Origin of the sequence: Ensifer sp. B1-9 (assembly GCF_050474445.1) — a bacterium.
Taxonomy (GTDB): Bacteria; Pseudomonadota; Alphaproteobacteria; order Rhizobiales; family Rhizobiaceae; genus Ensifer.
Map to the genome: position 1 here is coordinate 152824 of NZ_JBCHVG010000004.1, position 26807 is coordinate 179630.

General features: G+C 61.0%; 23 protein-coding genes. 12 read left to right on the forward strand and 11 right to left on the reverse strand.

Annotated elements, in window-relative coordinates; all coding sequences use genetic code 11:
• Positions 1-88 precede the first annotated feature (88 nt).
• The 3 genes from ACQ5BM_RS08605 to ACQ5BM_RS08615 all read left to right on the forward strand — a co-directional run bounded on the left by ACQ5BM_RS08605 (position 89) and on the right by ACQ5BM_RS08615 (position 9951).
• On the forward strand, positions 89-2665 hold the full coding sequence (locus ACQ5BM_RS08605) for an RTX toxin (protein WP_429810075.1): 2577 nt from the start codon (positions 89-91) through the stop codon (positions 2663-2665).
• Between the two features lie 309 nt (positions 2666-2974).
• Entirely contained in the window at positions 2975-5857 is a 2883-nt protein-coding gene (locus ACQ5BM_RS08610) for a metallophosphoesterase (RefSeq protein WP_429810077.1), read from the forward strand.
• A gap of 182 nt (positions 5858-6039) precedes the next feature.
• Positions 6040-9951, forward strand: a complete 3912-nt coding sequence (locus tag ACQ5BM_RS08615) for a metallophosphoesterase (protein ID WP_429810079.1) — start codon at positions 6040-6042, stop codon at positions 9949-9951.
• A gap of 400 nt (positions 9952-10351) precedes the next feature.
• Here the strand turns inward: ACQ5BM_RS08615 and ACQ5BM_RS08620 are convergent, their stop codons facing one another.
• The 7 genes from ACQ5BM_RS08620 to ACQ5BM_RS08650 all read right to left on the reverse strand — a co-directional run bounded on the left by ACQ5BM_RS08620 (position 10352) and on the right by ACQ5BM_RS08650 (position 17578).
• Complete coding sequence (locus ACQ5BM_RS08620; protein WP_429810081.1) at positions 10352-10654, reverse strand: hypothetical protein; 303 nt, start codon at positions 10652-10654, stop codon at positions 10352-10354.
• 92 nt (positions 10655-10746) lie between these two features.
• Positions 10747-11742, reverse strand: coding sequence for a nucleotidyltransferase family protein (locus ACQ5BM_RS08625; protein ID WP_429810082.1), 996 nt, complete (start codon positions 11740-11742; stop codon positions 10747-10749).
• The gene (locus ACQ5BM_RS08630) at positions 11739-12833 is read right to left on the reverse strand and encodes a PqqD family peptide modification chaperone (protein WP_429810084.1); all 1095 of its coding nucleotides are present in this window, start codon (positions 12831-12833) and stop codon (positions 11739-11741) included. Before ACQ5BM_RS08630 ends, ACQ5BM_RS08625 begins: the two co-directional genes overlap by 4 nt.
• An 80-nt stretch (positions 12834-12913) precedes the next feature.
• Positions 12914-14170 carry a cation:proton antiporter gene (locus ACQ5BM_RS08635; protein WP_429810085.1) on the reverse strand — a complete coding sequence of 419 codons (1257 nt, stop codon included), beginning with the start codon at positions 14168-14170 and terminating at the stop codon, positions 12914-12916.
• Positions 14171-14218: 48 nt separating this feature from the next.
• Positions 14219-14797: an adenylyl-sulfate kinase gene (locus ACQ5BM_RS08640; protein ID WP_429810086.1), complete on the reverse strand. Its 579-nt coding sequence runs from the start codon at positions 14795-14797 to the stop codon at positions 14219-14221.
• 24 nt (positions 14798-14821) lie between these two features.
• A complete protein-coding gene (locus ACQ5BM_RS08645; protein WP_429810088.1) occupies positions 14822-17002 on the reverse strand; it encodes a pyruvate kinase in 2181 nt (726 codons plus the stop codon).
• Between the two features lie 93 nt (positions 17003-17095).
• Positions 17096-17578: a hypothetical protein gene (locus ACQ5BM_RS08650; RefSeq protein ID WP_429810090.1), complete on the reverse strand. Its 483-nt coding sequence runs from the start codon at positions 17576-17578 to the stop codon at positions 17096-17098.
• Positions 17579-17617: 39 nt separating this feature from the next.
• Here ACQ5BM_RS08650 and ACQ5BM_RS08655 point away from each other — a divergent pair, with 39 nt between their 5' ends.
• Entirely contained in the window at positions 17618-18064 is a 447-nt protein-coding gene (locus ACQ5BM_RS08655; protein WP_429810092.1) for a hypothetical protein, read from the forward strand.
• Positions 18065-18126: 62 nt separating this feature from the next.
• Here the strand turns inward: ACQ5BM_RS08655 and ACQ5BM_RS08660 are convergent, their stop codons facing one another.
• From ACQ5BM_RS08660 to ACQ5BM_RS08675, 4 genes are all read right to left on the reverse strand, one after another.
• A complete protein-coding gene (locus tag ACQ5BM_RS08660) occupies positions 18127-18984 on the reverse strand; it encodes a hypothetical protein (protein ID WP_429810094.1) in 858 nt (285 codons plus the stop codon).
• 2 nt (positions 18985-18986) lie between these two features.
• Complete coding sequence (locus ACQ5BM_RS08665) at positions 18987-20528, reverse strand: O-antigen ligase family protein (protein ID WP_429810095.1); 1542 nt, start codon at positions 20526-20528, stop codon at positions 18987-18989.
• A 143-nt stretch (positions 20529-20671) separates the two neighbouring features.
• Entirely contained in the window at positions 20672-21463 is a 792-nt protein-coding gene (locus tag ACQ5BM_RS08670; RefSeq protein ID WP_429810097.1) for a LuxR C-terminal-related transcriptional regulator, read from the reverse strand.
• Positions 21464-21861: 398 nt separating this feature from the next.
• Complete coding sequence (locus tag ACQ5BM_RS08675) at positions 21862-22104, reverse strand: hypothetical protein (protein ID WP_429810099.1); 243 nt, start codon at positions 22102-22104, stop codon at positions 21862-21864.
• 301 nt (positions 22105-22405) lie between these two features.
• Here ACQ5BM_RS08675 and ACQ5BM_RS08680 point away from each other — a divergent pair, with 301 nt between their 5' ends.
• The 8 genes from ACQ5BM_RS08680 (at position 22406) to ACQ5BM_RS08715 (ending at position 26783) form a co-directional block, all read left to right on the forward strand.
• The gene (locus ACQ5BM_RS08680; protein ID WP_429810100.1) at positions 22406-22690 is read left to right on the forward strand and encodes a DUF1236 domain-containing protein; all 285 of its coding nucleotides are present in this window, start codon (positions 22406-22408) and stop codon (positions 22688-22690) included.
• Positions 22691-22721: 31 nt separating this feature from the next.
• Complete coding sequence (locus ACQ5BM_RS08685; protein ID WP_429810102.1) at positions 22722-22877, forward strand: DUF3309 family protein; 156 nt, start codon at positions 22722-22724, stop codon at positions 22875-22877.
• Positions 22878-22895: 18 nt separating this feature from the next.
• A complete protein-coding gene (locus ACQ5BM_RS08690) occupies positions 22896-23909 on the forward strand; it encodes a DNA topoisomerase IB (protein ID WP_429810104.1) in 1014 nt (337 codons plus the stop codon).
• Between the two features lie 618 nt (positions 23910-24527).
• Positions 24528-24800 carry a hypothetical protein gene (locus tag ACQ5BM_RS08695; RefSeq protein WP_429810106.1) on the forward strand — a complete coding sequence of 91 codons (273 nt, stop codon included), beginning with the start codon at positions 24528-24530 and terminating at the stop codon, positions 24798-24800.
• A 108-nt stretch (positions 24801-24908) separates the two neighbouring features.
• Complete coding sequence (locus tag ACQ5BM_RS08700) at positions 24909-25214, forward strand: hypothetical protein (protein ID WP_429810108.1); 306 nt, start codon at positions 24909-24911, stop codon at positions 25212-25214.
• A 60-nt stretch (positions 25215-25274) separates the two neighbouring features.
• Positions 25275-25487, forward strand: a complete 213-nt coding sequence (locus ACQ5BM_RS08705) for a hypothetical protein (protein WP_429810110.1) — start codon at positions 25275-25277, stop codon at positions 25485-25487.
• 194 nt (positions 25488-25681) lie between these two features.
• Complete coding sequence (locus ACQ5BM_RS08710; RefSeq protein WP_429810111.1) at positions 25682-26281, forward strand: hypothetical protein; 600 nt, start codon at positions 25682-25684, stop codon at positions 26279-26281.
• A gap of 262 nt (positions 26282-26543) precedes the next feature.
• A complete protein-coding gene (locus tag ACQ5BM_RS08715) occupies positions 26544-26783 on the forward strand; it encodes a hypothetical protein (RefSeq protein WP_429810112.1) in 240 nt (79 codons plus the stop codon).
• Positions 26784-26807 lie beyond the last annotated feature (24 nt).

The following is a 26807-nucleotide window of genomic DNA, read 5'->3' on the forward strand; positions in this document are numbered from 1 at the left end:
TTCTGGCGCCCATGGCGGCTACGTATTCGAGGATGATACCGGAGGTTCGATCTGGACCGCTCATCCTCAAGGGCTGGGACAGCGATCGGTGGCTGACCTGAGCGCGAGCTGGGAAGAGCCCGCGGTCGCCACTCATGGGCATCGCTCCTCTGTCGATGCCAGCACAGAGTACCAAGGCCTGCTCGTGGATACGACCGATACCTCGGTGTCTTCCGACACCAACGGGAGGTCGCCTGGAAGCGATACGCACGAGAGCACGCTGCGCACCTCCGAAGTAACAGCCTTGGAGCCGGCACCGAGCAAGGTTGCCCCCGGCGTGGCCACGCTGAACAGTGCCGCCGTCAACACGCTTGCCGCCGATCCGATTTTCGAGACAAGGATCGCCACGGCCGCTGATGACATCGAGGAAAAGAGTTCCGGCACGATCTCCGCCAATATCAACGATCTGGACATGGGCTATGACGGAACCACCCGCCAGACCGTCGGACTCCGCTTCACCGGGATCGACGTTCCCCGGGGGGCGGTCATTACCAACGCCTATATCCAGTTCACCTCCGACGAGGTCGGCGCCGGCGCCGCGTCGTTCCTGATCCGCGGCGAGGATGCAGACGATTCGGCCGCCTTTACCGCCATCAAGTTCGACGTCTCCTCGCGCCCGACCACGGACGCATCCGTTGCCTGGACGCCAGCAAGCTGGACGGTGCGCGGTGAAGCCGGCATTGCCGAGCGAACGCCGGATCTCAAGGCGATCGTCCAGGAGATCATCGACCGCGGCGGCTGGGCGGCGCTCAACGACATGGCATTCACGCTCATTGGCACCGGCACGCGCGTGGCGAAATCTTATGAAGGCAGTGCCGCTGGTGCAGCGCTCCTGCACATCGAGTACACCGTTCCGGTGGCAGGCAGTCCGGTCACATTCAACACGCCGGCAGATGGGGATCCAGCCACCAACCAGATTGCCGAACTCGCAACGGCGGGTACCAGGATCGGCGTCACCGCTTCCGCCAGCGACCCCGATGCCGGCGACACGGTCAGCTACAGTCTCAACGATTCACGCTTCGCCATCGACAGCAACGGGATCATCACCCGCTCGGGCACCGGCACGCTCGACTTCGAGACCCAGGCGTCGATCACGCTGACGGTAACGGCAACCTCGTCCGATCAAAGCACCGCAATCCAGACCTTCACCATCGGCGTTCTCAACAGCCAGGAGCCGGTCGCCTTCAACACGCCGGCCGACACCGACGCGGCCACCAACCAGATTGCCGAACTAGCAGCCGCCGGCACCGTCGTCGGCATCACCGCTTCGGCCAGCGATCCCGACGCCGGCGACACGATCAGCTACAGCCTCAACGATCAACGCTTCGCCATCGACAGCAACGGCGTCATCACCCGGTCGGGCACCGGCACGCTCGACTTCGAGACCCAGGCCTCGATCACGTTGACGGTAACGGCAACCTCGTCCGACCAAAGCACGGCCACCCAGACCTTCACCATCGGCGTTCTCAACAGCCAGGAGCCGGTCGCCTTCAACACGCCGGCCGATGCCGACACGGCCACCAACCAGATTGCCCAGAATGCTGTCGCCGGCACCAAGGTCGGCATCACCGCTTCGGCCAGCGATCCCGACGCCGGCGACACGGTCAGCTACAGCCTCAATGATTCGCGCTTCGCCATCGACGCCAACGGCGTCATCACCCGCTCGGGCACCGGAACACTTAATGCCCAGTCCCAACCGTCGATCAGCCTGACAGTCACGGCAACCTCGTCCGACGGCGGCACTGCTTCCGAAACCTTCAATTTAAACGTCACCAGCGGCACGAATGGCCCGCCGATATCAGCGACCTTGGTCCATACCGTCCTCACCTCGCAGTGGTCGCCCGCGAGCCCCGATCCCTCGGGGATCACCTATATTTCGCATCTCGGTACGCTGTTCGTTTCCGACGGTGAGGTCGACGAGATGTCGATATTCCAGGGCAAGAATCTCTTTGAGACAAGCCTGAACGGCACGCTGGTAAGGTCGCTTACAACCATCAGTTTTTCCGATGAACCGAGTGGGGTCGCCTATAACCCCACAAACCACCATCTCTATTTTACCGACGACACCGGCACGAAGAGCGTCTACGAACTCAATCCGGGAATGGACGGACTTTACAACACGTCCGACGACATCGTGACCTCATTCAAGACCTCTGCGTTCGGCAGCACAGATCCGGAAGGGTTGTCCTACGACACAAACCGCGGAGTTCTGTACCTCGCGAATGGCGTCAATAATACCGTCTATACGATCAATCCGGGTGTGAATGGCAAGTTCGACGGCGTGCCATCCGTGGGTGGTGATGACGTGGTGACGAGTTTTGCAATGGGCGCGACGTCAAACGGGGATCCCTGTGTCGAATACGACCCCGTTCACGATCTGCTCTACATCGTTAAATCGCGTACCGAGGTGACGATGACCACACCGACAGGCGAATTCCTGGGAACCCTGGATATCTCCGCGGCCCATGCACGCAAAGTGGCGGGACTGGCGCTTGCGCCGAGCAGCGACGATCCGAATCAGATGAGCCTCTACATCGTCGATCGCGGCGTCGACAACGACGTGAACCCGAACGAGAACGACGGCAAGATGTATGAGTTCCGGCTCGACCATTGGCTGCTCTCCTGAGGAGACCCGGGGCTCATTGCCCGACCAGCTGCGCCGATCGATCAACTGGATCGATAAACCAGGGGTAATCGCAGCTCTCCTTCAGGCGGCCCGGGAGATGACCAGCTCCTGCTGCCATTGCTGCGGGGGCGAGCGCGACCCGGCACCCGCACGACGCGTTAGAGCACGCCGCACAAACATCACGCGTGAAATCAAATAGTTATGGCGCGTTGCGCGAGGCGTTTGATCGCAACGCGCAATCGTGCCGGCTGTGGCGTGTGCGGCACAGCCGAGGATTCAACCTGGAAACTGCGGAAGGGAGATTTGGATATGTCTAAGCTGTCCCGCGTTCCGTTTAACATAGACGACACGTTCGCTTTGAGTTTTGACATCAAGGGCGGCTATTCGCTCGATGGCGGTTTCATCGGGCCGGCCGAAGCGGCCAATCCGAACCTGGCGGGGTCTGTCAATCTGTACGAGCTACCGCCGGGTGCGGCGACAGTCGAGCTCAGTGGCGACTGGGTCGGCTCCGCCGATCAAAGCCACCGCTCCGCTGTCGAGGCCGGCAAGGGTGGCGAGAACCGGGCATCCGATGCCGCGCCGGGCGAGAATGATGGCTCGACTTTGACGCCCGCGATCACCATCGCCAAGGCGGCCGAGAGTGCATTCGGTTCCCCCGGTTTCGTAGAGGCCGCAGCCAGATTTGGCGTCCACGCCGACAGCAGCGTGTTCGATACGCCTCCGGATAGCCTTCGCGGTTCCTGGCGTTACGGCGCCGCCCAAACGGTCGGCCCCGAGGGGCACCCGACCGGGACAACTGAGGCGGATGGTCGGCTTGCGACAGCGTCCAGCACCAACGCCAGCCTGCTTGCAGCCAACGATCCGATCTTCGAAACAAGGGTCGCGTCGAGCCTCGATGACGTCGAGGAACGCCCCACAGGCTCGATGTACATCACCAGTAGCGATCTCGAGCTGACGATCGACGGCACTTTGAACCAAACGGTCGGTATGCGCTTCAATGGCATTGACATCCCCCATGGTGCCGTCATCACCAACGCCTATATCCAGTTCACGGTCGACGAGGTGACCACCGGGGCCGTTTCGCTGCTGATCCGCGGCGAGGACGTGGACGATGCCGCTGCCTTCACCAGCACGGCTTTCAACGCATCCTCGCGCACCAGGACGGACGCGTCGGTGAGCTGGGCACCGCCAGACTGGACGATACGCGGCGAGGCCGGCCTTGCCGAACGCACGCCGGACCTTAAAGCGATCATCCAGGAGATCGTCGATCGCGGCGGCTGGACTGCGCTCAATGATATGGCGCTCCTGATCACCGGCACCGGTACGCGCACGGCAAAATCCTTCGACGGTAGTGCCGCGGCCGCCCCGCTCCTGCACATTGAATATTATGTGCCGCTGGCGAGCGCTCCGGTCGCCTTCAACACCCCGGCCGATGCCAATCCCGCCGCCAATCAGATTACGGAACTCGCTGCAGCCGGCACGGCGGTCGGCATCACCGCTTCGGCCAGCGATCCCGATGCCGGCTCGACCGTGACCTACAGCATCGACGATCCGCGCTTCGCCATCGCCGCCGACGGCGTCATCACCCGTTCATCGACAGGTACGCTCGACTTCGAAACTCAGAGCTCGATCACTTTGACCGTGACGGCAACCTCGTCCGACCGAAGCACCGCAACCCAGGCCTACACCGTCGGTGTTCTCAACAGCCCGGAGCCGGTCGCCTTCAACAATCCGGCCGACACCGACACGGCCACCGATCGGATTGCCCAGAGCGCTGCCGCCGGCACCAGGGTCGGCATCACCGCCTCAGCCAAGGATCCCGATGCCGGTTCGACCGTCACCTACAGCCTCAACGATCCACGCTTCGCCATCGATGCCAATGGCGTCATCACCCGTTCGAGCACCGGGACACTTAATGCCCAATCCGAACCATCGATCGCCCTGCATGTGACGGCAAGATCGTCCGACGGAAGCACTGCGACACATGATTACACGGTCAACGTCGTTACTCAGACGGGGCCGCAAGTGTTGTACCGCTTCGCGGTCTTCGGCGATTACGGCGACACCGACCTTTCCGGCGAAAAGGCGGTGTCGGCGCTTATCCATAGCTGGAACGTCGACTTCATTCTCACGATAGGCGACAACGTCTACGCACCACAGACGTTGGACAATGCTGTCGGCCAGCAATACCACGACTACATTGGCAACTATCAAGGCGCCTATGGCGCCGGCAGTGCCATCAACCGCTTCTTCCCGACGCTCGGCAATCACGAATACAACGAGACCAATGTCACCAACTACCTGAATTACTTCACGCTGCCCGACAACGAGCGGTATTACGACTTCCAGGTCGGGCCGGTGCATTTCTTCGGGCTCAACAGCAACAAGCAGGAGCCCGATGGCCGCAGTTCGACGTCCATTCAGGGCCAATGGATGCACGCCACGCTGGATGCGTCAAACGCGAGCTTCAACGTCGCCTACTTCCACCATACACCCTATAACCCGAGCGGCAGCACCACCACCATGCGATGGCCCTTCGAGCCCTGGGGCGTGGACGCGGTATTTGCCGGACATCAGCACAACTATTATCGCGAAAATCGCGACGACAATGGCGACGGTGTCCAACTGCCCTATACGACAACGGGCCTCGGTGGCGCCGGCCGCAGCGTCCCCAACGTCGGCACGAATCTGGTCACCATCACCGATCAGGGCATGCTGATCGAGTTCTACAAGGTCAGCAGCTTCAACGGGACCACCGCCACGAGCGTCCTCACGGACTCCTATTTTGTCCCGACACCGGTGGGCCGCGCCCCGACGATCGTCAACGGTGCCTATGTGCTGAACGGCACGACAGGCGCCGACTATCTCTGGGGGCTCGGAAGCAATGCGACGCTGACGGGCGGGCGCGGCAACGATACGCTCGTCGGCGGCAAGAACAGCAATCTTTTCGTGTTCCACACCGGCGATGGGAACGACACGATCCTCAATTTCCGGGCCGGCGCTGCCACCGGCGACGTCCTCGACCTGCGTGACTACGGTATCGACAGTGCCAGCAAGTTCCAGCAGGTGGCGTCGAACCAGGGCGCGAATGTGGTGGCCAACCTCAGCGCCACAGACCACCTGACGCTCCTTGGCCTTCACGCAGAGCAGCTCCATGACGACAATTTCGTCCGGACAGGACTTCTTGTCTGAGTGATCTGACTGGGTCTGCCGTCTTCGGCCGACGAAATCAGCCCCCGTCCAGCGGGGGCATTTCGTCGCTTGTATCCCGTTACCGACCGGCTCCCGAAAATCCCCTTCCCCGACGGACATAGAAGCACCGGCCTGCACCGGTGGGTTCTGGCTGTGCGCAAGCCGTGCAAAGGAGATTGGACATGACCAAGCTGTCCCGCATCCCGTCCGGCCTGGACGATCCCAAACTGCTCGCGATCGAGTTCGCACTGGGTTTCGACGTCGACGGCAATTACACCTTTGACGACCTCGCCGCTGTTTCAATCGGCTCCGTTCATCCGAAAGCAGCGCAACCGGGATCGGCAATTGACCTGGCTGGGAGTTGGGGGGCTTCTGCCTCTCTCGATCGCAGCGACCACTCGCCCGTCGCTGTGACCAACCCGGAGGAAGGATCTGTCACCGGCACGATTAGCACCGCGCCGACCCCAGGCACCCAGGGGCTCGACAACAATACGCTAGGAAGCGGGAGCCGCCTGTCCGACGCGGCCACCCTGGAGGCGCCGGCCGAAACCGACGCAACCGCGCCAAACAGCGTCCCAATCGCCGCACTTGCGGCCAATCCAGTCTTCGAGACAAGGGTAGCCTCGAGCGCAGACGACGCAGAGGAACGGTCCAGCGGTTCGACATCCTTGACCAGCAGCGACCTCGAGTTGACTGTCGATGATGGCGTTGGCCAGACCGTTGGGATTCGCTTTACCGGCATCGACATTCCGAAGGGCGCCATCATCACCAATGCCTATATCCAGTTCACCGTCGACGAGGTGAGCGCGGGGACGATTTCGCTGCTCATTCGCGGTCAGGATGTGGACGACGCCGCGGCCTTCACCGCCACCTCGTTCAACGTCACCTCGCGCCCGACGACCGACGCATCCGTTGCCTGGACGCCTCCTGACTGGGCCACGCGCGGTGAGGCCGGCGCGGGGCAGCGCACGCCCGATCTCAGCGCAATCATCCAGGAGATCGTCAGCCGCAACGGTTGGGCGGCACTCAACGACATGGTGTTCGTGATCACCGGTAGCGGCACGCGCACGGCGAGAGCCTATGACGGCAGCCCGACGGCCGCGCCCCTCCTGCACGTTGAATATACCATACCGACATCCGGCGATCCGGTCGTCTTCAATACGCCGGCAGACACCAATCCCATCGCCAACCAGATCGCCGAGCTTGCGGCCGCCGGCACCGCCATCGGCATTACGGCGTCGGCCACCGACCCCACCCCGGGCGACACCGTCGCCTACAGCATCGACGACCCACGCTTTGCCATCGACGCAAACGGCGTCATCACCCGCTCGGGAGCGGGCACACTCGACTTTGAGACCGAGACCTCGATCAGGCTGACGGTGACGGCCACCTCCTCGGATTTCAGCAAGGCAAACCAAACCTTCACGGTCAGTATTCTCAACAGCCAGGAACCGGTTGCCTTCGGCAGCCCGGCAGATAGCGACCCGACCGCCGACCGGATCGCCCAAAATGCTGCCGCCGGCACCAGAGTCGGCATCACCGCTTCAGCCAGCGATCCCGATGCCGGCTCAATCGTGACCTATAGCCTTAGCGATCCTCGTTTCGCCATCGACGGCAATGGCGTCATCACACGCTCCGCGATCGGGACGCTCAATGCGCAAACCGAGCCGACGATTACGCTGCATGTCACGGCGACGTCGTCCGATGGCAGCACCGCCGCGCACGATTACACCATCATCAACAGTCCGCCTGCCACCAACACCGTGATCTTCGAGAAGAGAGTTCTTGCCAGCCTCGACGATGTCGAAGAAGCGGCCTCGGGCTCGGTCTCTGCCACCAGCAGCGATTTGGAACTGACCGTCGACGGCGCCAAGGTCCAGACCGTCGGAATGCGCTTCACCGGAATCGACATTCCCAAGGGCGCGATCATCACCAATGCCTATATCCAGTTTACCGTGGACCAGGTGAGCACGGGAGCAGTATCGCTGATGATCCGCGGCCAGGATGTGGACGATGCCGCCGCCTTCACGACCGCTCAGTTCAATGTTTCTTCGCGCGCGACAACGGACGCATCGGTCGCCTGGACGCCTGCGGACTGGACGACGCGCGGAGCGGCAGACCTGGCTCAGCGGACGCCGGACCTCAAGGCGATCGTCCAGGAGATCGTCGATCGCGGCGGCTGGGCGGCGCTCAATGACATGGTGCTCCTTGTGACCGGCACCGGCACGCGCACGGCAAGGGCCTTTGATAGCAACACCGCGGCAGCTCCGCTGCTGCACATCGAATATTACGTGCCGCCGGCAAGCGCCCCTGTCGTCTTCAACACGCCTCCCGATGCCGACCTCGCAGCCAATCAGATCGCGGAGTTGGCTGCGGCCGGCACGGCCATCGGCATCACCGCCTCGGCAGGCGATCCGGACGCCGGTGCCGTCGTTACCTACAGCATCGACGACGCGCGCTTCTCCATTGGTTCGAACGGCGTCATCACCCGCTCGGGCGTCGGCACACTGGACTTCGAAACCCAGAATTCGATCTCGCTCACCGTAACGGCAACTTCATCCGACCGAAGCACCGCCAGCCATACCTTCACCCTCGGCATCCTCGACAGTCCCGAACCGATTGCCTTCAACGATCCGGCCGACACCGACACGGCGAACAACCGGATCGTCCAGAGCGCAGCGGCAGGAACCCGGGTCGGCATCACCGCCTCGGCGAAAGACCCCGATGCCGGCTCGACCATCACCTACAGCCTCAACGACAACCGCTTCGCGATCGATGCCAACGGGGTCATCACCCGTTCCGCCACCGGCACGCTCAATGCCCAGAGCGAACCATCGATCGCCCTTCACGTGACCGCAACATCGTCCGACGGAAGCAGAGCCACCCACGACTACACGGTCAACGTTGCAGCCCAGGCGGGACCGCAGACCCTCTACCGCTTCGCGGTCTTCGGCGATTTCGGCGATACCAACCTCAATGGGGAAAAAGCCGTATCGGCGCTCGTCCACAGCTGGAATGTCGATTTCGTCCTCACTGTCGGCGACAACGTCTACGCGCCCCAGACAATCGACGCCGCCATAGGCCAGCAGTATCACGACTATATCGGCAACTACCAAGGCGCCTATGGCGCCGGCAGCGCCATCAATCGTTTCTTCCCCGTCCTTGGCAACCACGAGTACAACGAGAACAATGTCACCAATTATTTGAACTACTTCACACTGCCCGACAATGAACGGTACTACGACTTTCAGATCGGGCCGGTGCATTTCTTCGCGCTCAACAGCAACAAGCAGGAGACCGACGGCCGCAGTGCGACGTCGGTCCAGGGCCAATGGATGCACGCCACGCTCGACGCATCAAACGCGAGCTTCAACGTCGCCTATTTCCATCACACGGCCTTCAACCCAAGCGGCAGCACCAGTACCATGCGCTGGCCCTTCGAGCCCTGGGGCGTAAATGCCGTCTTTGCCGGTCACGAGCACAACTATTACCGTGAAAACCGCGACGACAATGGCGACGGTCTGCAGCTTCCCTATACCACCACCGGCCTCGGCGGTGCGGGCCGCGATGTCCCGAATGTCGGAGCCAGCCTTGTAACGATCACCGATCAGGGCATGCTGATCGAATTCTACAATGTTACCAGTTTCAACGGGACCACCGCGACGAGTTCCCTCACCGACTCCTATTTCATCGCGACGCCGACCGGACGTGTCCCGACAATCGTCAACGGCGGCTATGTGCTGAACGGCACGACGGGTGCCGATTACCTCTGGGGGCTTGGAAGCAATGCGACGCTGACGGGCGGACGCGGCAACGATACGCTGGTCGGCGGCAAGAACAGCAATCTCTTCGTGTTCCAGGTTGGTGATGGCAACGATGCAATCCTGAACTTCAGGGCCGGCGCTGCCACCGGCGACGTCCTCGACCTGCGTGCTTTCGGCATCGACAGCGCCAGTGAATTTCGGCTGGTGGCGTCGAACCAGGGCGCAAACGTCGTGGCCAATCTCAGTGGCACCGACCACCTGACCTTGCTCGGCGTGCATGCCGAGCAACTCCACGACGACAACTTCGTACGGACTGGCCTGCTTGTCTAAATGAAGTGACCTACCGCGCCGTGCGTCATTTAAGACGCACAAAGGTCGCTTTAACACTTTGATTTACTGCATTTCTTCGTCCTTAAATCGAAGTCGATTTCAGGAGACATGCAGTCTGCCCCTTTCGGCCCAGCTAGGCTGACTCCTACAATCGGCGAAACGACAAAGCCGGAGCCCTGAAAGCACAGGGCTCCGGCTTTGTCGTTCTACCGCACCGCTCTATCTCAGAGGCGCGAAGGTCGCTTTAGCACTTTGATTTGCCTCATGTTCTGTCATTTGACCGGCTGCGATCAAAGCAACACGCACGCGTGTCCTGGAACGCAAAAAAGCCGGCATTCCTGCCGGCTTTGCTGAGACGAACGGCCTGCGACTTAACGCGGGCGCCTTCCCTCATTGGGGATCATTTCTTGTGGCTCCAAAAATCGAGGTTCAGGTTGACAAGCTTTTTCAATTGGCCAGGCGGCCCGTAGTGATCGTGGTTCTTGTCTCCCCATCCATTGCCTGGCTTCGGGAATTTGGGGTGCGATCCGCTGGATTTGGCAATGGCGCGCGAACTCAGGCTAGTGCCAAGCAACAAGGTTATGGCGGGAGGAGTTACAGCAGCAAATTTCCCGGCCTTCATGAGAAAATTCCGGCGCGCTTCCGCTTCCGTATTAAGTCTTTCTGGCGAATTGTCTACGCCTTTTTGGGTATCTATCGACATAACACTTCCCTTTTTGCGCGGACTGAAATTATCCGCTTACACTATCACTTTACATATTAGAGTTCAATTGGCGATATGCATACATAAATACTTTAAATCTTCGAGCGAAGATCTTTATTCAAGAGGACAGTCGTGATACGGCGAGCGAGATGGACCGGATTCCGTCGAGCGAGGTGGTGGACGCGTGAAAACCGCTTTGCGCCCCAGACGAGGTTGCCAGCCAGGCGCAGGGGCGCACCCAGGATCGGGTGACATGAGGCAAAGACGCGCCTCCAATGCTGGAAACGGATCGTCGGCCGTTCCCCGCACCCGGGCGGAATGCTCGTCCCGAAAAAGCGATGCAAGGTCAGTAACTGCGTTTCGACAGCATTGCGCGCGCTTCTGCCCGCGAGCGATGCTCGAAGCGGCGCCCAGTCGATAGCTTCGCTTTCGGCCAGTTGTGCCAGGTCATACATATGCCTGAGGTCGATCCTTCCCCGCCAATAGTCGCCTTCCTTGAGAAGGTCATGCACGATCCAGTGCAGGGCACGAGACTGCGCAGGAGGGATTTTCACGGAGAGCCCCCCCTGCTGCACGAGCTTCGGGCGCCCAAGGCCATCCGCACGATAGGCCCGCAACTCAAGCATGCCCACGTCCCGGTCGCGCGCCATGCCACGACCATCGGGCACGCCAACATAGCCAAGCTCTTCCAGGCAGGCTTGCGCCAATGGCTCGTCGCGTGCCGCAACAGCCAGGTCGATGTCGCTGGTTATCCGATCTGGAACGGTTTGCGAGAGAAACAGCGGAACCGCACCCTTCAGCAGAACGGGAGCGACGCCGATAGCGTTCAGAGCGGTGATGGCCTCGTCCAACTGCAGCCGCAATCTCTGATTGCGCTCTCGATTGCAGTCGCGAATGAACTGAAGATAGTCGCGCACGTCGCCGGGCACGTCCCCGATGCGGCCCGCCTGCTCGATTGACGCGAACAGAGCCGGCGTCAACAAGGTCTGGTTCGCCAGCGCAATTATCCCCGGCCAGTCCGGCTGGTCGACAACACGACCGCAAAGGCCGGCAATCAATGCGTCGAGTGGGTTTGCGGCGGGCTTCATGAGCATGCCCGCCCAATCAGCCTGACCGCCTCATCGAGCCCGGTATAGGTCAGGCGATACGCCTTCACGGATCCTATGACGCCAGCCAACACGTCGAAACCGGTATCGCCCAACTCGCCGCCCGGCGCGAACGCACCGCCAAGCAGGCCGCGCAGGACATCCACCGGATCGACCTTTTCCAAGCTCGGTTTCGCAGCGCGGTCACGATGGAGGAGAATGACAGCGCCCACCGGCCACGACTGCGCGGTCAGGGAGGCAGCAGCCTTCGGCACGAGATAGCGCACGCGCCGGTTGTCCGGACGTCGGAAGATCGGCGCTGCATCGAGGTCGGGAAAGCGCTCCGCCAGCAAAGGCCACGCGCCCGACTTGACGGCGGGTGCGAACGGGAGCCCGACGCAGCACCCGTCGGCATTCAGGAGGGTCACGTCGTCCGACGCGAAACCGAATCCGGCATGGGCCAACGCCATCGTCAATGTCGTCTTGCCCGCCCCCGGCTCGCCGCAGAGCAGAACAAGCCGCTCGTTCTTGAGGAGTGCTGCCGCGTGAAGGGCCAATTCGTAATGGCCGGCACCGAGGACATCGCTCAGCATTTCGCCCTTCAAAATTGTCGCCATTTGATCTGGAGCCGAGGCCAGGAGCCATTCGCCGTTGCGAAACAAGTGGAGCCTGTCACCATGCTCGGCCAGATGGAAAACGGTGTCGGGGGTGCCATCCCCAACTTCGAGATGCCTGAAGGTGGCCATCGTCGGTAAAGCGTGGGCAATCGGATAGAGGATGCGCATACGGCGCCCGGCAACACTCAGCATCTGGCTCACATGATCTTGCGCGGAAATATCGAGCGGCGAGATCCGGGGCCGGATCAAGCCCAGGCGCTGCCAATCCTCGATCGCCGCCTGGACCTGCCCACGCGCATCCCGGGCATCGACGCCGGCGCGCTCCACACCCTCCGTCGGCTTTCCCTGTTCCAGCAGGCGCCAGATATAGGCGGCAGTGTCATTCAGGGTGAAGATCGCGTGCTGCGATGCACTGAACAGAACATTCTGCCCCCTGATCCGGACGAGCCGTGCCTGGGTGACGAAACGGGGCGCCATACTGTCGCCTCGCATTCCCAAATAAGCTCCCATAGCCCTTCATCCCTCCCCATCCCGCGGCGCAGGCGGCTTTCAAACTCTCACTCGGCCGGCGATCCGGCCAATCCGGCAAAGACTTTCGGATTGCGCACGAGCCGCCAACGCAACCACAGCCCGGTGGCAAACGAGGTCAGGATCGAGGCAAGCACCAGGGCCGTGAACATGCGGCCGTCGATGATGTCTGCCGCATAGGCTACGCTGGCGAGCACGATGCCAGGCCCGCCGCGCGTGTTCATGGAGACGCCGTAATCCAGTGCCCGCGCCCAGTCGCAGTCGGCGGCTCTTGCGGCAAGAGTGCAACTTACGAGCTTGATGGTCGTGCTCATGCCGATGAACAGAACGGTCAACCCGGCATCGAACTCATGTGCGAGATTGAGCCGTTGTCCTACGAGCGCAAAGTAGATCGGGACGAAGAACCAGATCGCGATGTCGGCGATGTGCTGTTTGACAGGAGCGAGGTGTCGCGAGGGAAACCGCGCCATGACCAGACCCGCGACAAGCGCTGCGAAAACGATGTTCACGTTCAAAAGGCTCGCGCCGGCGACGAAGATCAGGCACAGGAGCATCGTATAGCCGGTAAAAGGCGCTTCACTGAATTTGCCGATCATCCATCGACGAAGTGCCCTGACGACCGCCGGTGCGAAAAACAGGGAGGCGAGCACGAAACCGAGCGTTATGGCGACCACGCGCCCGATGCCGGCTGCGCTCGCCGCCTCGCCATGCTGGACCGCCGTGGCGACGGCGAGGATCGTCCAGAGGATGAGGTCCTGAATCGTGGCTGCCCCGATGACGTTGCGCGCGAAGGGCGTTCCCATCAGGCCCAGATCGAGAAATAGCCGCGAGATGACGGGGATCGATGTGACGGCGGCGGCTATTCCCATAACGAGCTTGAAGGCGAAGGGATCACCACGCTGGGTGTCTGCGAACAGCGAGGCGCTCGCATAGCCGAGCACGAACGGGATCATCAGCGCGCCAACCACCAGGGCGACCACGATGCGGCCTGCCGCCCCACCGCCCTCTGCCTGAACCTTGAAGCCCGCCGTGAACATCAGGAGGACGAGGCCGAACCAATAGAAGGCCGTCAGCAGCGCGGACTGCGCCGGAAAGGCAGCGAACAGCCATTCATGCGCTTCGGGCGAAATCGTACCAAGCACCGATGGGCCAAGGACGATACCCCCGGCTATCTCGCCGATGACCCGGGGCATCTTCAGGCGCTCAAACAGGTGACCGCCGCCCAGCGCTCCGATAAGCAACAGCACCAGCGACAGGAAGAAACGCGCGGTTTCGGAATCGCTCATGACGCCGCCTCAAATGGCGGCGCGCGGTGAACGATGCGGCTGCCGATATCACGCACGGCCGTCAATCCGGGTGTAGGTGGCGACAACACGGGCTGCCAGCTCATCGAGCGAATAGAGTTCCGTATCGAGGACGAAATCGGGGTTCTCCGGTGGCCTGTAGGTGGTGTTATAGCCGATCAGGGTATCGATCTCGCCGCGCATGGCCTTGCCGTAGAGCCCCTTCGGATCCCTCTCGGCGCAGCCCTGGATCGAACAGGCGACGTAGCCGGTCGTCAGGTTTCTGACATTCTTGCGAACATATTCGCGCGCGTCTTCGCCGGCCGTCAGAGCCGCAACGACCACATTGAGGCCGGCCTCTGCCGCCTTGTTCGCCAGATGCGCGAGAATAGAAACGACATGCAGCCGGCTTTCTGCCCCGAAGCCAAGCTTTGCGCCGAAGAAGTCGCGGACCTCGTCACCATCGAAGAGAATGGCAGGAATCCCGGCCATCCTCAGATCGGCGACGACCCGTGTCGCGAGCGTCGTCTTGCCCGCCGACGTCGGTCCGAGCAGCCACAGTACCGTTCCAGCCTGTAGCGAAGCGCGCGGATGCCGCGTATCGGGCTGTAGATGCGTCCTTCCCTGCACGGTCTATCCTCCCCTGTCCTGCAGCTATTCCTGGAACAGCGCTCGTTTCATCATCAACTCGGCCCGAACGACGTCCTGCACTTCGGAGCGCATCATCCAGTTCGGCAAGGCTTCGCCCGCCTTCAGGGCGCGCCGGATTTCCGTACCGCTGATCGGTCTGGCTGTTCCGCAGGCGCTCAAGTCGACATAGCGCTCGGACTGGGTGTCGTAGCCGACGGCATCGAAGAAAATCGGTTCGATACCGATATCTCCGAGCTCCTCGAAGAGTTCGCGACCCGCATTTGCCCCGTAGAAGTCGCCGACGCCTGAGTGATCGCGCCCGACAATGATATGGCTGCAGCCCATGTTCTTGCGGCAGAGCGCGGTAAAGACCGCCTCGCGGGGACCGGCAAATCGCGGATAGGTGATGAAGCTTGCCAGCACCACCTTGCCGGGCGGGTAGATGCCGTAGTCCAGCATCGCCTGATAGCCGTCGAGGATCACGTGCGGCAGAAAATCTCCGCGCTTGGTATGGCCGACGATCGGGTTGACCAACAGGCCGTCGGCATATGTGCGTTCCAGGGCCTCGAGCTGAATCATCTCGTGACCGCGATGGACGAGATTGCGGCTATGGAATGCCACCACCCGGGTCCAGCCCTTGTGGGCAAAAACCGTCCGCAACTGCGAAGGGGTCAGATCATAGCGTCGCCAGGGCAAGGCCAGCGGCTGCACCAGTGTGACATGGCCAGCGAGGAAATGACCGCCGCGCGTCAGCACGCGAGCAACGCCCGGGTGTTCGCGGGACTCGGTGCCGAACCATTTGCGCGCCAGAAGCTCCGGCGGGAATTCGTAGGTTTCGGACACATCGAGTACGGAATGCGGTGATCCGTCTTGCGTGGTCAAGAGGACCCGATCGCCCTTGGCGTAGCGGATCGCCGTTTCTTTCGGCACGGCAAGCAGTATCGGCATCGTCCAGATCGGCCCGCCGGGCAGACGCCTTTCCTCCAGCACGCTCTCCAGGCAGGCCCGATCCATGAAACCGCGCAGCGGCGAGAAGGTGCCGCGACAAATCTGCTCGACGTCGGTCAATTCCTCGTCAGCCACCCTGATCGTCGGCAAATGCTTGATGTCGGGGATTTCGACCGGGCCCGGCGCCTGACAGATCAGGCGCCCGCCATGCGGCTCGACCCCAGGCATCAGTGCCGAAGGGCGAACGCGGATGGGGCGCCCGCCATTGTTCGTGTTCCGCAAGAATTGCTGGGCGACCTTTGTTACCATCCGCGCGCAATTGACCGGATATTGACCGATCGCGGTTTCCGCCGCCAGAACAAGGCCATCGGCGCCATCCGCCAGGGTATTGTAGATGTCGTTGACCTCGGCGCGCGTGGGCGTCGGTGCGCTGGTCATCGATTCAAGCAGGTTCGTCGCGACATAGGCTTTGGCGCCATGCGCCTTTGCCTGGCTGATGATCATCTTCTGTATGGCGGGGATTTGCTCGATCGGAACTTCGCGGGAGAGATCGCCGCGGTCGATGAGGATCGCCTGGGATTTTTCGGCGATCGCCGCCAGATGACGCAGTCCGCTGAGGCACTCTATCTTGGAAATGATGGTCGCGTCGCTGCCGGCATGCGAGCGGATTACGTCCACGTCGGAGGCGCGATGGGCGAAGGAAAGCGCGAAGTGGCGGATTCCCATTCGCCGGCCGATGGCGATCGCGGCGACATCCTTCGCGGTGAGCGGCGGCATTTCGATCGTTCGCTGAACCGTCACCGCCTTGTTCTGCCCGATCTCCCCACCGTTCAGAACCCGAAGCACGACCTCGCCGTCGCGCTTCTCGACGACCTGGGACAGAACCGCGTTGAAGTCGATGCTGACGAAATCGCCGACTTCGAGCTTGTTGACGATATAGGGCGGGTAGAGGCTGATGGCGGACTGGTTTCCCGTGACCGGTCGGGCATGCGCGGTCAGGAACCGATTTTCTCGTACCGTCACCTTGCCGTCGGCAAATGGCCCGGTACGAACCTGAGCCCCTTCCGTATCCAGGCAAAGCGGCACAGACGTGCGCTGCTTGATGTAGCCGATGATACGCTCGATATCCTCGACCTTCGTGTGGGAAAGATTGAGGCGCAGCAGCGACGTGCCTGTTCTTTCCAACCAATGGATCACCCTGTCATTGAGTGATGCGGGACCCAGGGTGCAAAGGAGCTCGACGTGTCTGGCTTTCATGGCTTTTACCTTCGGTTCAATTGGGTTGAAGGTCATGCGCGCGCTCGTCTCGTGTTTGACCTGGCGCATCTCGAGCAGCCGGCTGCGATCGCGTCACAGCTCGTCATCGGCAAAGCGGGCGACGTCCGGATGGGCACTGATCCACTGTCGACGGGCCTTGTTCCAATAGTCGCGGGCCTCATTGCCGGTCAGCAGATCAAAGCCCTCGGGCGGAAGCGGCAGTTCCGGCGGAATCGGATCGTCCGGGAGCCACAAAAGCGTGTTGCCGTGGCTTTCAAACACTCTTTGCCAAGTTCGCTCCAATCGCCGAAATCCTCGCATCTTTGCGGAGGAAAACGCGAAGACCGAATTGGTAATTTTCAGCTTCGGAGAGACCTCGGACGCTTTGACGGGGGATTGATGCGTTATGTCCCCTTTGGCCAGGAAGGCTTGCATCCGGATCAGCGACCGATCGATCGTCACCACTTCTTCGCGCCCGTCGCGATCATTCGATGCCGGGTCGAGGCTCACGCCTGAAAAACAGCCGTCGAAAAGGCAATCCTCGATGACGCCCCCGAGAAGGTAATCGTCTTCCACGGCATCATCTCGAATTTCGCTCAGCCAGCAGCTCTTGAGATGAAAGCCGCTCGCCTGGTCGGTGAAGCGGATGCCATCCCAGCATCGGCGCGCCCGCACACCTTCGATCGTCGGTCGTGTCGTTCCGTCTCGGATGAGCAAACCGGCACTGTTGCAATAGGTGTTGGCCCAATCCGACTGAAGCGGCACTTCGCCATTGATGCGGCCGCCAACGAAATGAACGCCGGGGCAATTGCGAAGGACGATCGGATAGGGGTTGACCGGCTGCATACCGATGTCGCAGCCGAGGACCGCGTTCGGAGCCGCGTTCCGGCTATTGGCAACAGTGAAGAGGGCCTGTGTGGCATCGACGGTGGTTTCAGGTGGAAGGTCGCGAATGGTCTTCTGTGCATAGCCGTATTCGCCACTCAGCACGATGCGTGCGCCATCCAGGTCGTCTTCATCGACCGAAGTCTGCCGGTCATTCGTGACGCCCGAACCGGTTAACAATGCGAGGGCGGGACCGGCACCGGCGAGGCGTATGAATGACCGTCGATCGAGTTTCACGTTCAGTGGCTCCCCGGTTCGATGGATCTTTGTCTGCGCTCATAGGTCAGAAGCACGGCCTGCAGCGTCTTGTCCGCCACCTCCTCGGGCGAGGCGGAGGCGCTCATGTCCACGACGGCAAGCATAGGCATGCTGTGCGCTGCGTTCTGTCGTCGCCAGAGGTCGGCAGCGATCGTGCAATAGGCGCGTTCCGCCTTGGTCCAGAGCGCCCCCTCACCCGTCGGAGCTTGCCGCTGAAGGCGAGAAGCGCGATCGTCCCTGCTCCGAATCCGATTTCGCGCAAGATCGATGCCACCGCGCAACTCGACGAAGACGATGTCGTCGAGCCCGATCGCGGCCATGATATCCAGCCAGTGCTCGGAGGTACCTCTGTGACGGCTCTTCAGCAGAACGGACCAGAACCCCTGCAGCAGCCCCTGATCCAAGACCGTGACCTTGTCGCCCTTTGATCGCTCGTCGGCCATATAGGCGGCGACCGACCAGAGACACCAGGTCCAACGCAGGAGGTCGACAGGCGCCTCCTGCCCGCCCTCGGCAACGAACCTTGCAATGCGCGATGCTATCGAGCGAAAGTCGCTGTGGCGCAGTCTTGGTAGGACGAGGTTGAGGCGATTGAATTGCCGCGCGACGAGCGCCTTGTCTTCCCATGTCGTCCTTTTTTCGTCGACGATGGCGCCAGCGCTTCGCAATCGGTCAGCCAACAGGCGGGAAGCCGTGGTCTTGCCGATGCCCGGAAGACCGAAGAACTCAATGAAACGAATGCCTGCCGGCAGCGCGTCGCCGCCGATGCTTCGCGGTTCGCCGCCAGCCATCGCACCCGGCTTCTTCGGAGCCGCCGGATCCAGATCCACGCCGGCCACCCTCATATCTCCAATGTCCGCGCCGCGGCCGGCATCGGCCGGTCGTAAGTCACCCGGCTCCGGTCCACCTCTGCTGGCACCGGCGATCGCTGCATGCTGCGATAGGCGATCAGTAGCGCGAGCGGGATCCAGAAGAATGGCGCCGTTGACGGGCCGAAAGAATCGCTCATCTGGTTTGCCACCAGATAGTTCCAGACACAGACCGCCGATCCGAGCAGCATGACATTGATGACGGTCGCATGCCTGCTCTCGCCTTGCCCCATCAGCGTGGGAACCACGGCACTGACGAGCAATATGACGACGAGCAGCACCATGATGGTGATCAGTCCGACGCCGGGCACGCCGAGGGTGCGGAAATATTCGATGAAGAGGTTGTGGCTATGGGGAGCGATATCGCCGATCGGTTGGCCCGCGCCGACGCCCGTGAACGGATGCGCGAGACCCAGGTTGATCGAGATGGTCCAAAGCCGCTCGCGCGACACCATGGAATGAGCCTCGCCGCCGGACACCTGGGTCATCAACAGCCGATATGCCCGCGGATTGAGGGATTGCAGGATGACCAGCGCCATCTGGAGCGCCACTGGTGCCGCTATCACGCCGGCGACGACCGTCAGGGGGCGCTGTCGTCTCACCGCGAGATAGATTGCATACAAGGCGAAGAAGAGACCGAGCCCAATGACACCGACGACGAAATTGGTTTTGGAGCCTGATTTCACCAGGCCAAGAAGTACGGCGGCCATACAACCGGCAAGGAGCAATCGGTGTTTGCGGGTCGTGACCAAGCGGGCGGCGACAAGTGGCAGGCCAGCCGAAAGCGCGATGCCCAACTGATTTGAATGCTTGAAGTAGCCTTCCGCCCTGTCGGCGAACTTGGCTCCACCGAGGCCGCCGACGACGAGGCACGCCGTTGCCACACTCATGACGACCATTGCCGTCACCAGCCGGTCGAGCAAAACCTGTCCATTCGGCCTGGTGGACAGGGCGGCAACCGCCGGGATCGTGGCGAAACCGAAGATCTGCGCGAAGATTGCTCGCATGGCTCGCATCGGATTGTCGGCGTGGAGCATAGACAACAGGGACAGAACGATGATCAGGGCTGCGGTGGTGAGCAATGCTGTCGCCAAGGTCGCCTCGGTGCGGTGAATGCGCTTTCCCAGCTCGCCATACGATGCCACGCCGACGACGGCGCAAAACAGCGCCAGCAGGAAGGAAAGCGATCCATCCGTTCCGGCAATCCGCGTGGCGCCCGGAAACCAGATCGACGCAATCAGCAGGAGGAGAGAGATTTGAAGCAATGATTGCTCGGGCGACGATGCACATGGCTCGATCAAGCAAGATACTTGCGAACCGGCGTTGCGTTGCGGGAAAGGATCTTCAGGGTGCCGGACCTTCGCGGCGGCCGACGGCTCACGCTGAGTTGTGAGCGAGAATATCTTAAAGGAAATTTTTAGTATGCTACCGCACTGCAGGTGAGTATTCCCTGCATTTCCAGTGCGTTTCTTTTTTTCGGCGCCGATCGGATACCAACGTAACCTCACGCGCACTCGGCTGAACGAGCTGAACTCTTACAATAAACGGAAGCCTTTACTTATGCAAGCGACGTGCCTCGACCCAGTCCGGTTAGCCCAAAACACCGAGGCCATGGGGCTTCGTTCTTGGTCCCGCACCAAGCGTGCGACACGTCCAGTCAGCGATACCGTTGTTCCATGCCGTCGACTGGCGGATCCGCAGGGAACAGATCGTTTATCTTGTAGGCGACCTCGGTCCTGTTCGTCGCCTTTATCTTCTTCATGATATTGCGGATATGAACCTTGACTGTGCTTTCGCGCAGATTGAGTTCGTAGGCGATGATCTTGTTGGCCTTTCCGCGTCGCAGGGCTTCGACCACTTCCGCCTGGCGCGCCGTGAACATTCCGGCGAGCGGACGCGCGGCCGTGCTGCCCGTTTCCAGCAACTGGCGCATGGCGAACACACTGCTGGCAGGAACGAATGTGCCACCGGCCAAAGCAAGGTAGACGGCCTCTATGCACACATCGATGCTGACGGAGGACGGAATGTAGCCCTTCGCCCCGCATTCAAGCGCCTTCATGATCTGGCTAAGTTCGTCTGTGTCTGCCAGGACGATAACGGGCGCCGGCTCAAAATCGGACGACAACCTGCGAATTTCTTCGGCGACGGCCGGCTCAGAAATTCTTCTCCCGCCAATGTTCAGCAGGATCGCGGACAGTTGAGGCCATTGGCTGTGTCGCTGTCTCCACTCCTCGATTGATCCAAAGGCCAGCACACGCAGCTCCGCCTTGTGGGCGACGATGCTCTGCGCCAGGCATTGTCGGTCAAGCGCGCGACCGTCGATGATAACCAGCAGGCGCTCCCGTTGTGATGCCGCCTCCGGGCCCGCTTCGACGGTTTCGAAATGTTTACCGGACAAGTGGAAGGTATCGTTAGCTAATTGCTTTCCATTCGACTTTTTTAAGATCATAATTACATTTCCCCCAGACCTGAAAATATTCAACCCACGAGTCGCAATGAAACCACCAGGGCTGCGCTACCAGGTCATAAAAATACTTCGGTTTATACTTGGAGATCGTTCCACCACATTAACTTGACAGAGACTCTCCGCTAAAAAATTTTACGAAACGCGCTTACTCTACAACAACCAATATATTAGAGACTACTGCAAAAGGCGTCTCCGGAATACGATCAAATTGGGGTGTTGCGGATGAAAAAGGAAGTAGTTCCTCCGTGTCCTCTACTTTGAAATAGGTATCGAACATCATACCTAAGGAGTATGCAGCCAAAGAAGTCGAGCTGAGTTCGTGACACGGGGTTCGACAGGAGCGCCTGCTCTTTTTAGAGGGATGCTCTGGTGACACCAACTTAATGCCGCGTATTGCTTTTGGGAACGAACCTGGCGTGCGCCACGGCAGGTTCCAATGGCGTGCGCATGGCGGCGACATAGTCGTCGGTCAACTCCAGCAAGGCCATGGCGATTTCGTCCCAGGACCACCCGGCATGTTCGGCGAATTCCGTCAGCAGCCGAAATTGATCGCTCATTGCCAACTGACATTCGAAGTCACGTCCGGCACCAGCGTCGACGTTCGTTTCGATCGTTTTCACCATTGGTTCCTCCTGTTCGATAAATAAACTCGGAGGACGACGACGGGTTCCGGGCAAAGTTGGGGTCATCGATCGCAATTCGTCGAACAGGCCCCTTCGCCGAAGTTCGAAAAGCGAGACGTTTCCCGCAGATAGGTTGCGGATGCTCTGCCGCTGACAATCGTGATCTCGGCACCCGTGCGGCACGACAGTCGCACGGGCGAAAGTAGTCCTCACCCTACCCGCTCGGCCTGCCGCTATCGGCTGCATTTCGGAACCATTCTCGCAATCGTCGGTTAGTCCACACCAGTTAGGAGGCTTGATCATGAAGAAAATAATCCTGGCAAGTGTGTTTGCGGGCCTGTCCTTCGGTGGTGTCGCCGTCGCGCAGACCGCAACCGTCGTCGTGCCCGGTGAAGTCAAGACCTACGTTCTTGAGCAGAGCAGCCCTTCGGTCGTCTATCAGGGCGATCTGGTCGTTGGCACCCGCCTTCCCGATACCGTCGAGGTCCATACGATCCCAAATCAGCCTGCCTACGGCTACGTAGTGCTCAATGACCGCAGAGTGCTGATCAACCCGCAGACCCGTGAAGTCATCGAAGTCTGGTGATTCAGGGAGCGAATAGCGGAAGGACTGAAAGATGCTTGGAACCGTACTGCTGATCATCCTGATTCTGCTGCTGGTCGGCGCTTTTCCCGCGTGGCCCTATTCTGCGAATTGGGGCTACGGCCCGTCCGGCCTGTTCGGCGTTCTGGTCGTCGTCCTGGTGGTGCTCCTGTTGATGGGGCGGGTCTGATTGGGCACAGGCCAGAGCGTGACACCGGCTGAGCACGACCTTGTCTATGTTTCCGACAAGGAACCGGGCTACAGCCGGTCGCGCATCGGCAACGGCTTTTGTTATCGACGCCCAAACGGCGAACCCTTGAAAGACCCCAGTATCATTGAGCGCATTGAAGCGCTTGGATTGCCGCCAGCCTACGAACATGTGTGGATTTGCCTGAACAAGAACGGCCACCTGCAGGCGACGGGTTACGATGCGCGCGGCCGGAAACAATACCGCTACCACGATGCCTGGCAGGAATTGCGAAGCCGCGCCAAATACGACCAGCTTCCTGCCTTTGCCAAAGCACTGCCGCGGATGCGCCGAACGATCCGCAAGCATATGAGCGGGCCGATCGACGATCCGATCACAGTCCTTGCCACGCTGGCTGCGCTGCTCGATCAGGCACCGCTTCGCATCGGGAGTGCCAACTATGTCGAGCAGAACGGCAGCTACGGCGCCGTCACGCTTCTCAAGCGGCATCTCAAGATCCGCGACGATTGCATTGAACTGAACTTCAGGGGCAAGGGCGGGCAGCGTATCCGCAGACGCCTGCGCAATCCCAGATTGCAACGAATTCTGGAGGAAATTGCTGAACTTCCCGGGAGACAACTCTTCGTTTGCGTGGGGTCTAACGGCAAGGCACAGCCGATCGAGTCCGGCCGTTTCAATCGCTACCTCGCCGAGATCGCCGGCACCCAGATCTCTGCCAAGACCTTCAGAACCTGGGCGGGAAGCGTTGCTGCCTTTGCCGTCGCGCGACAAGCCCTCAATGAAGGCAGGCGCCCGACAATCAAACAAATGTGCGAAGCGGCAGCAAACGTCCTTCACAACACACCCGCCGTCTGCCGCAAGAGCTATGTCCATCCCGCCGTGCTTGCTCTTTCGCATCCTGGCGAAACAATCCCGAAAGGCGGCGCCAACCCGAAGCCTCTTGCGGGGCTTCGGGCGGACGAAACCCAGTTCGTCCGATTTCTAAGACGACGCCGTTCGAGGAAGAGCAGATAAGTCCATGGGCGGCTTCAAGACGTCACCTTAACGCGTCGAGTGCCCGGGCGATGCAATGGCGGGCTTGCGCCCACATCGGGAACCTTTCCTGTCGGCGCTTGGTTCAACGGGAGCACGCGAAACATTTCTCGCAGGATCGATGTGCCCAGCAGGAGGACGGAACCATGTACGACAACCCGATGTCCGAGATGAACGAATGCATCGACGATTGCCTCGTTTGCCATCGTGAATGCCTGGACACCGCCATGCAACGGTGCATCGAACTCGGGGGAAAACATGTGGAGCCGCGGCATCTTCGGCTCATTCTCTCCTGTTCCGAGCTATGCCAGGCGTCAGCCCGGTTGATGATGATTGGCACCGAACACCACCGGCAAGTCTGCCGGATTTGCGCGGACCTCTGCCAAGAGTGTGCGGATGATTGCATGCATCTTGGTAACATGGAAAGTTGCGTCGAAGCGTGTCGGCGCTGCGCCGAAAGCTGCCGCAGAATGGCAGCATGAGGCCTGCTATATCCGTTTCAGCGCCCATTGGGCGGCAAAAGCAGCCGGACCTAAACGGGCACCGCAAGCGTAAATCGATTTCGGTGATCCCGCCTATCCAAAGCCGCGTTGGCGAGGCATGGCAAAAATCCTTTCGCAGGAACAAAATCGCGGGGCGCAAGTTGGAGGGGCTTCTCCAGGAGAAACCCCCATGAACACCAACGGGCAAGATCGAAGCGCAGTCATCCGTCCACAGGAGATGGCGATGCTGCAAGACGTGCTCAATCAACTGTTGAGAGAGAAGAACATTTCGCCCGCGGACACGCGCGCGCAAACCCTTGCGGCGCGCGTCATCGAACTGTTTCGATCGGGCGTCCGCGATCCGGAGGCTCTCAAGCTCATGGCCGGATAACAACGAAGCTCAATCGCAGCATTCCGGCTGCACGCTATCCCCTGCGAAATCAAAGCCCGGGAACCAATTGCGCGTAGACCGGTTCGGCTGCCGGAGGAGTGCACGGTGATGCGCAAGGAAACGGTGACGCTCGATGCTGGACGGCATAACCAGGCATATCTCGATGCAGATGCGGATGCACATCCGCTCGAAGAGCAATTGGCAATGTTGCGGCAAATGACGAGAGAACTCGAACACGAGATCGACGACATCCTTGCGGACGCGAGCGAAGTCGTTGGCGTGGCTCCCGCCATGAACCGCTCCAAGGTGATCAAGGCGTTCGTTGCCGACAATCGGAAGAAGCTTCTCCGCCTGCAATCCTACCTGGCGAGGCTGGAGGAACGCGTGAGCCGCGAGGCGATCAATTCCGATTGACCGTTGCTCGCGACAGCGCTTGTCGCCGAAGGCCCTCGCCTCTCGTCCGCGGAGGTAGAAATGCCCATGTTGTTGCGTTTTCTCTTTTGGCATCTGTCGTCCGGCTTCCTGCTGGGCGCCATCACCGCCCTGGTGATCGTCGCCCGAAACCCGGAGGCGCTTGGCCACAGCGGCTCAATCGAACCCCTCGCCCTCTTCATGCAGATCTTTGCCTTCGGCGCCTCGTTCGCCATGGGCAGTCTGGGCACGGCGTTGATGGGAAAGATCGACTGACGACACGACGACCGCCTCTCGTAACCGGGGATCTTTGGGCTCATCCGCCCGACCGTAGCCTCGCCGCTACGTCTGGCCCCGAACCGCCGGAGACCAACCGACCGGAACCAAAGAAACAACAGTCGGTTGGGCCAAGAGAATCTGCGGAGTTTCTGGGTGAGCCAGTGCCGCCGGCAGCGATAAGGAGGTTTCGAATGCAAACGGTGACAGGATTGTTCGACGACTACGCCGACGCACGCGCAGCGGTCACTGAGATGGAGCAGGCGGGCGTTCCCTCCGAGAACATAAGCATCATCGCCAATAATGTGGGCGGCCGGCATGCAGACGAAAGCCGCGCTGTCGAGGGTGCCGGAACTGGAGCAGCCGTCGGCGCGGTCACCGGAGGCGCTCTCGGACTGTCGGCGGGCCTTGGCCTGATGGCCATTCCAGGGATCGGTCCCGTCGTTGCCGCCGGTTGGCTGGTAGCGACGCTCGCAGGGGCCGCCGCCGGCGCCGTTTCCATCGGCGCGGTGGGCGGCATCATCGGCGGGCTGATTGATGCCGGCATTTATGAAGAGGACGCCCATTTCTACGCGGAGGGGATACGCCGTGGCGGCACACTGGTGATTGCCCGTGTTCTCGACGAACCGATGGCCTACCGCGTTCAGGCTATCCTCGGGCGGGCGAGCGTGGACCCCGCAGAGCGCCGCGCCGCCTACGAGCAGACGGGCTGGGAACGTTTCGATGAGGCTGGCCGACCTTGGACGGACGGCGAAATAGATGCCGAACGGGATCGGCTGCGGCCGCGTCCCTGATGGCGCAATCCGGGCAAGCAATCCCGGCCAGCACCGGCTGATTGCACCCGAGGAACACACGTCTCAACCCTTCGGCCGGAACGACCGCCGCCAGGTCTCAATAGTGCATCGGGGGGCGTCGAAACCTCAGGATTGTCGCGCTCCAAAGCTTTCGGGAGGGAACAAAATGGACGTTTGAACACTTGGGCGCTGACGCAGCGCCACGGGTCGGCGTGGGTTGCGAACCGCAAACACCGACGTCGCACGACACCAGGAGATCGAGATGGCACAGCACCAGCCCGCTTCCCATGGAAGCAAACCGTCTGCACCTGCCAAACGAGGGCGCGCCAGGATCATCAATCCGTCGGAGGCGGTCTATTACGGCCATTACGACCTTGCGGAATTCATTGCGAAATACGGTTTGACGCCTCTGGTCGCACGCGAGATTTTCGGCCGGGTCGGGCCGGCGCGCAGTGATCTCGACAAATTCATGAACGAGCGCCGCCAGCACCTCGCTGAGTGACTGCGCGAGCCGCAGAGCCGCTAG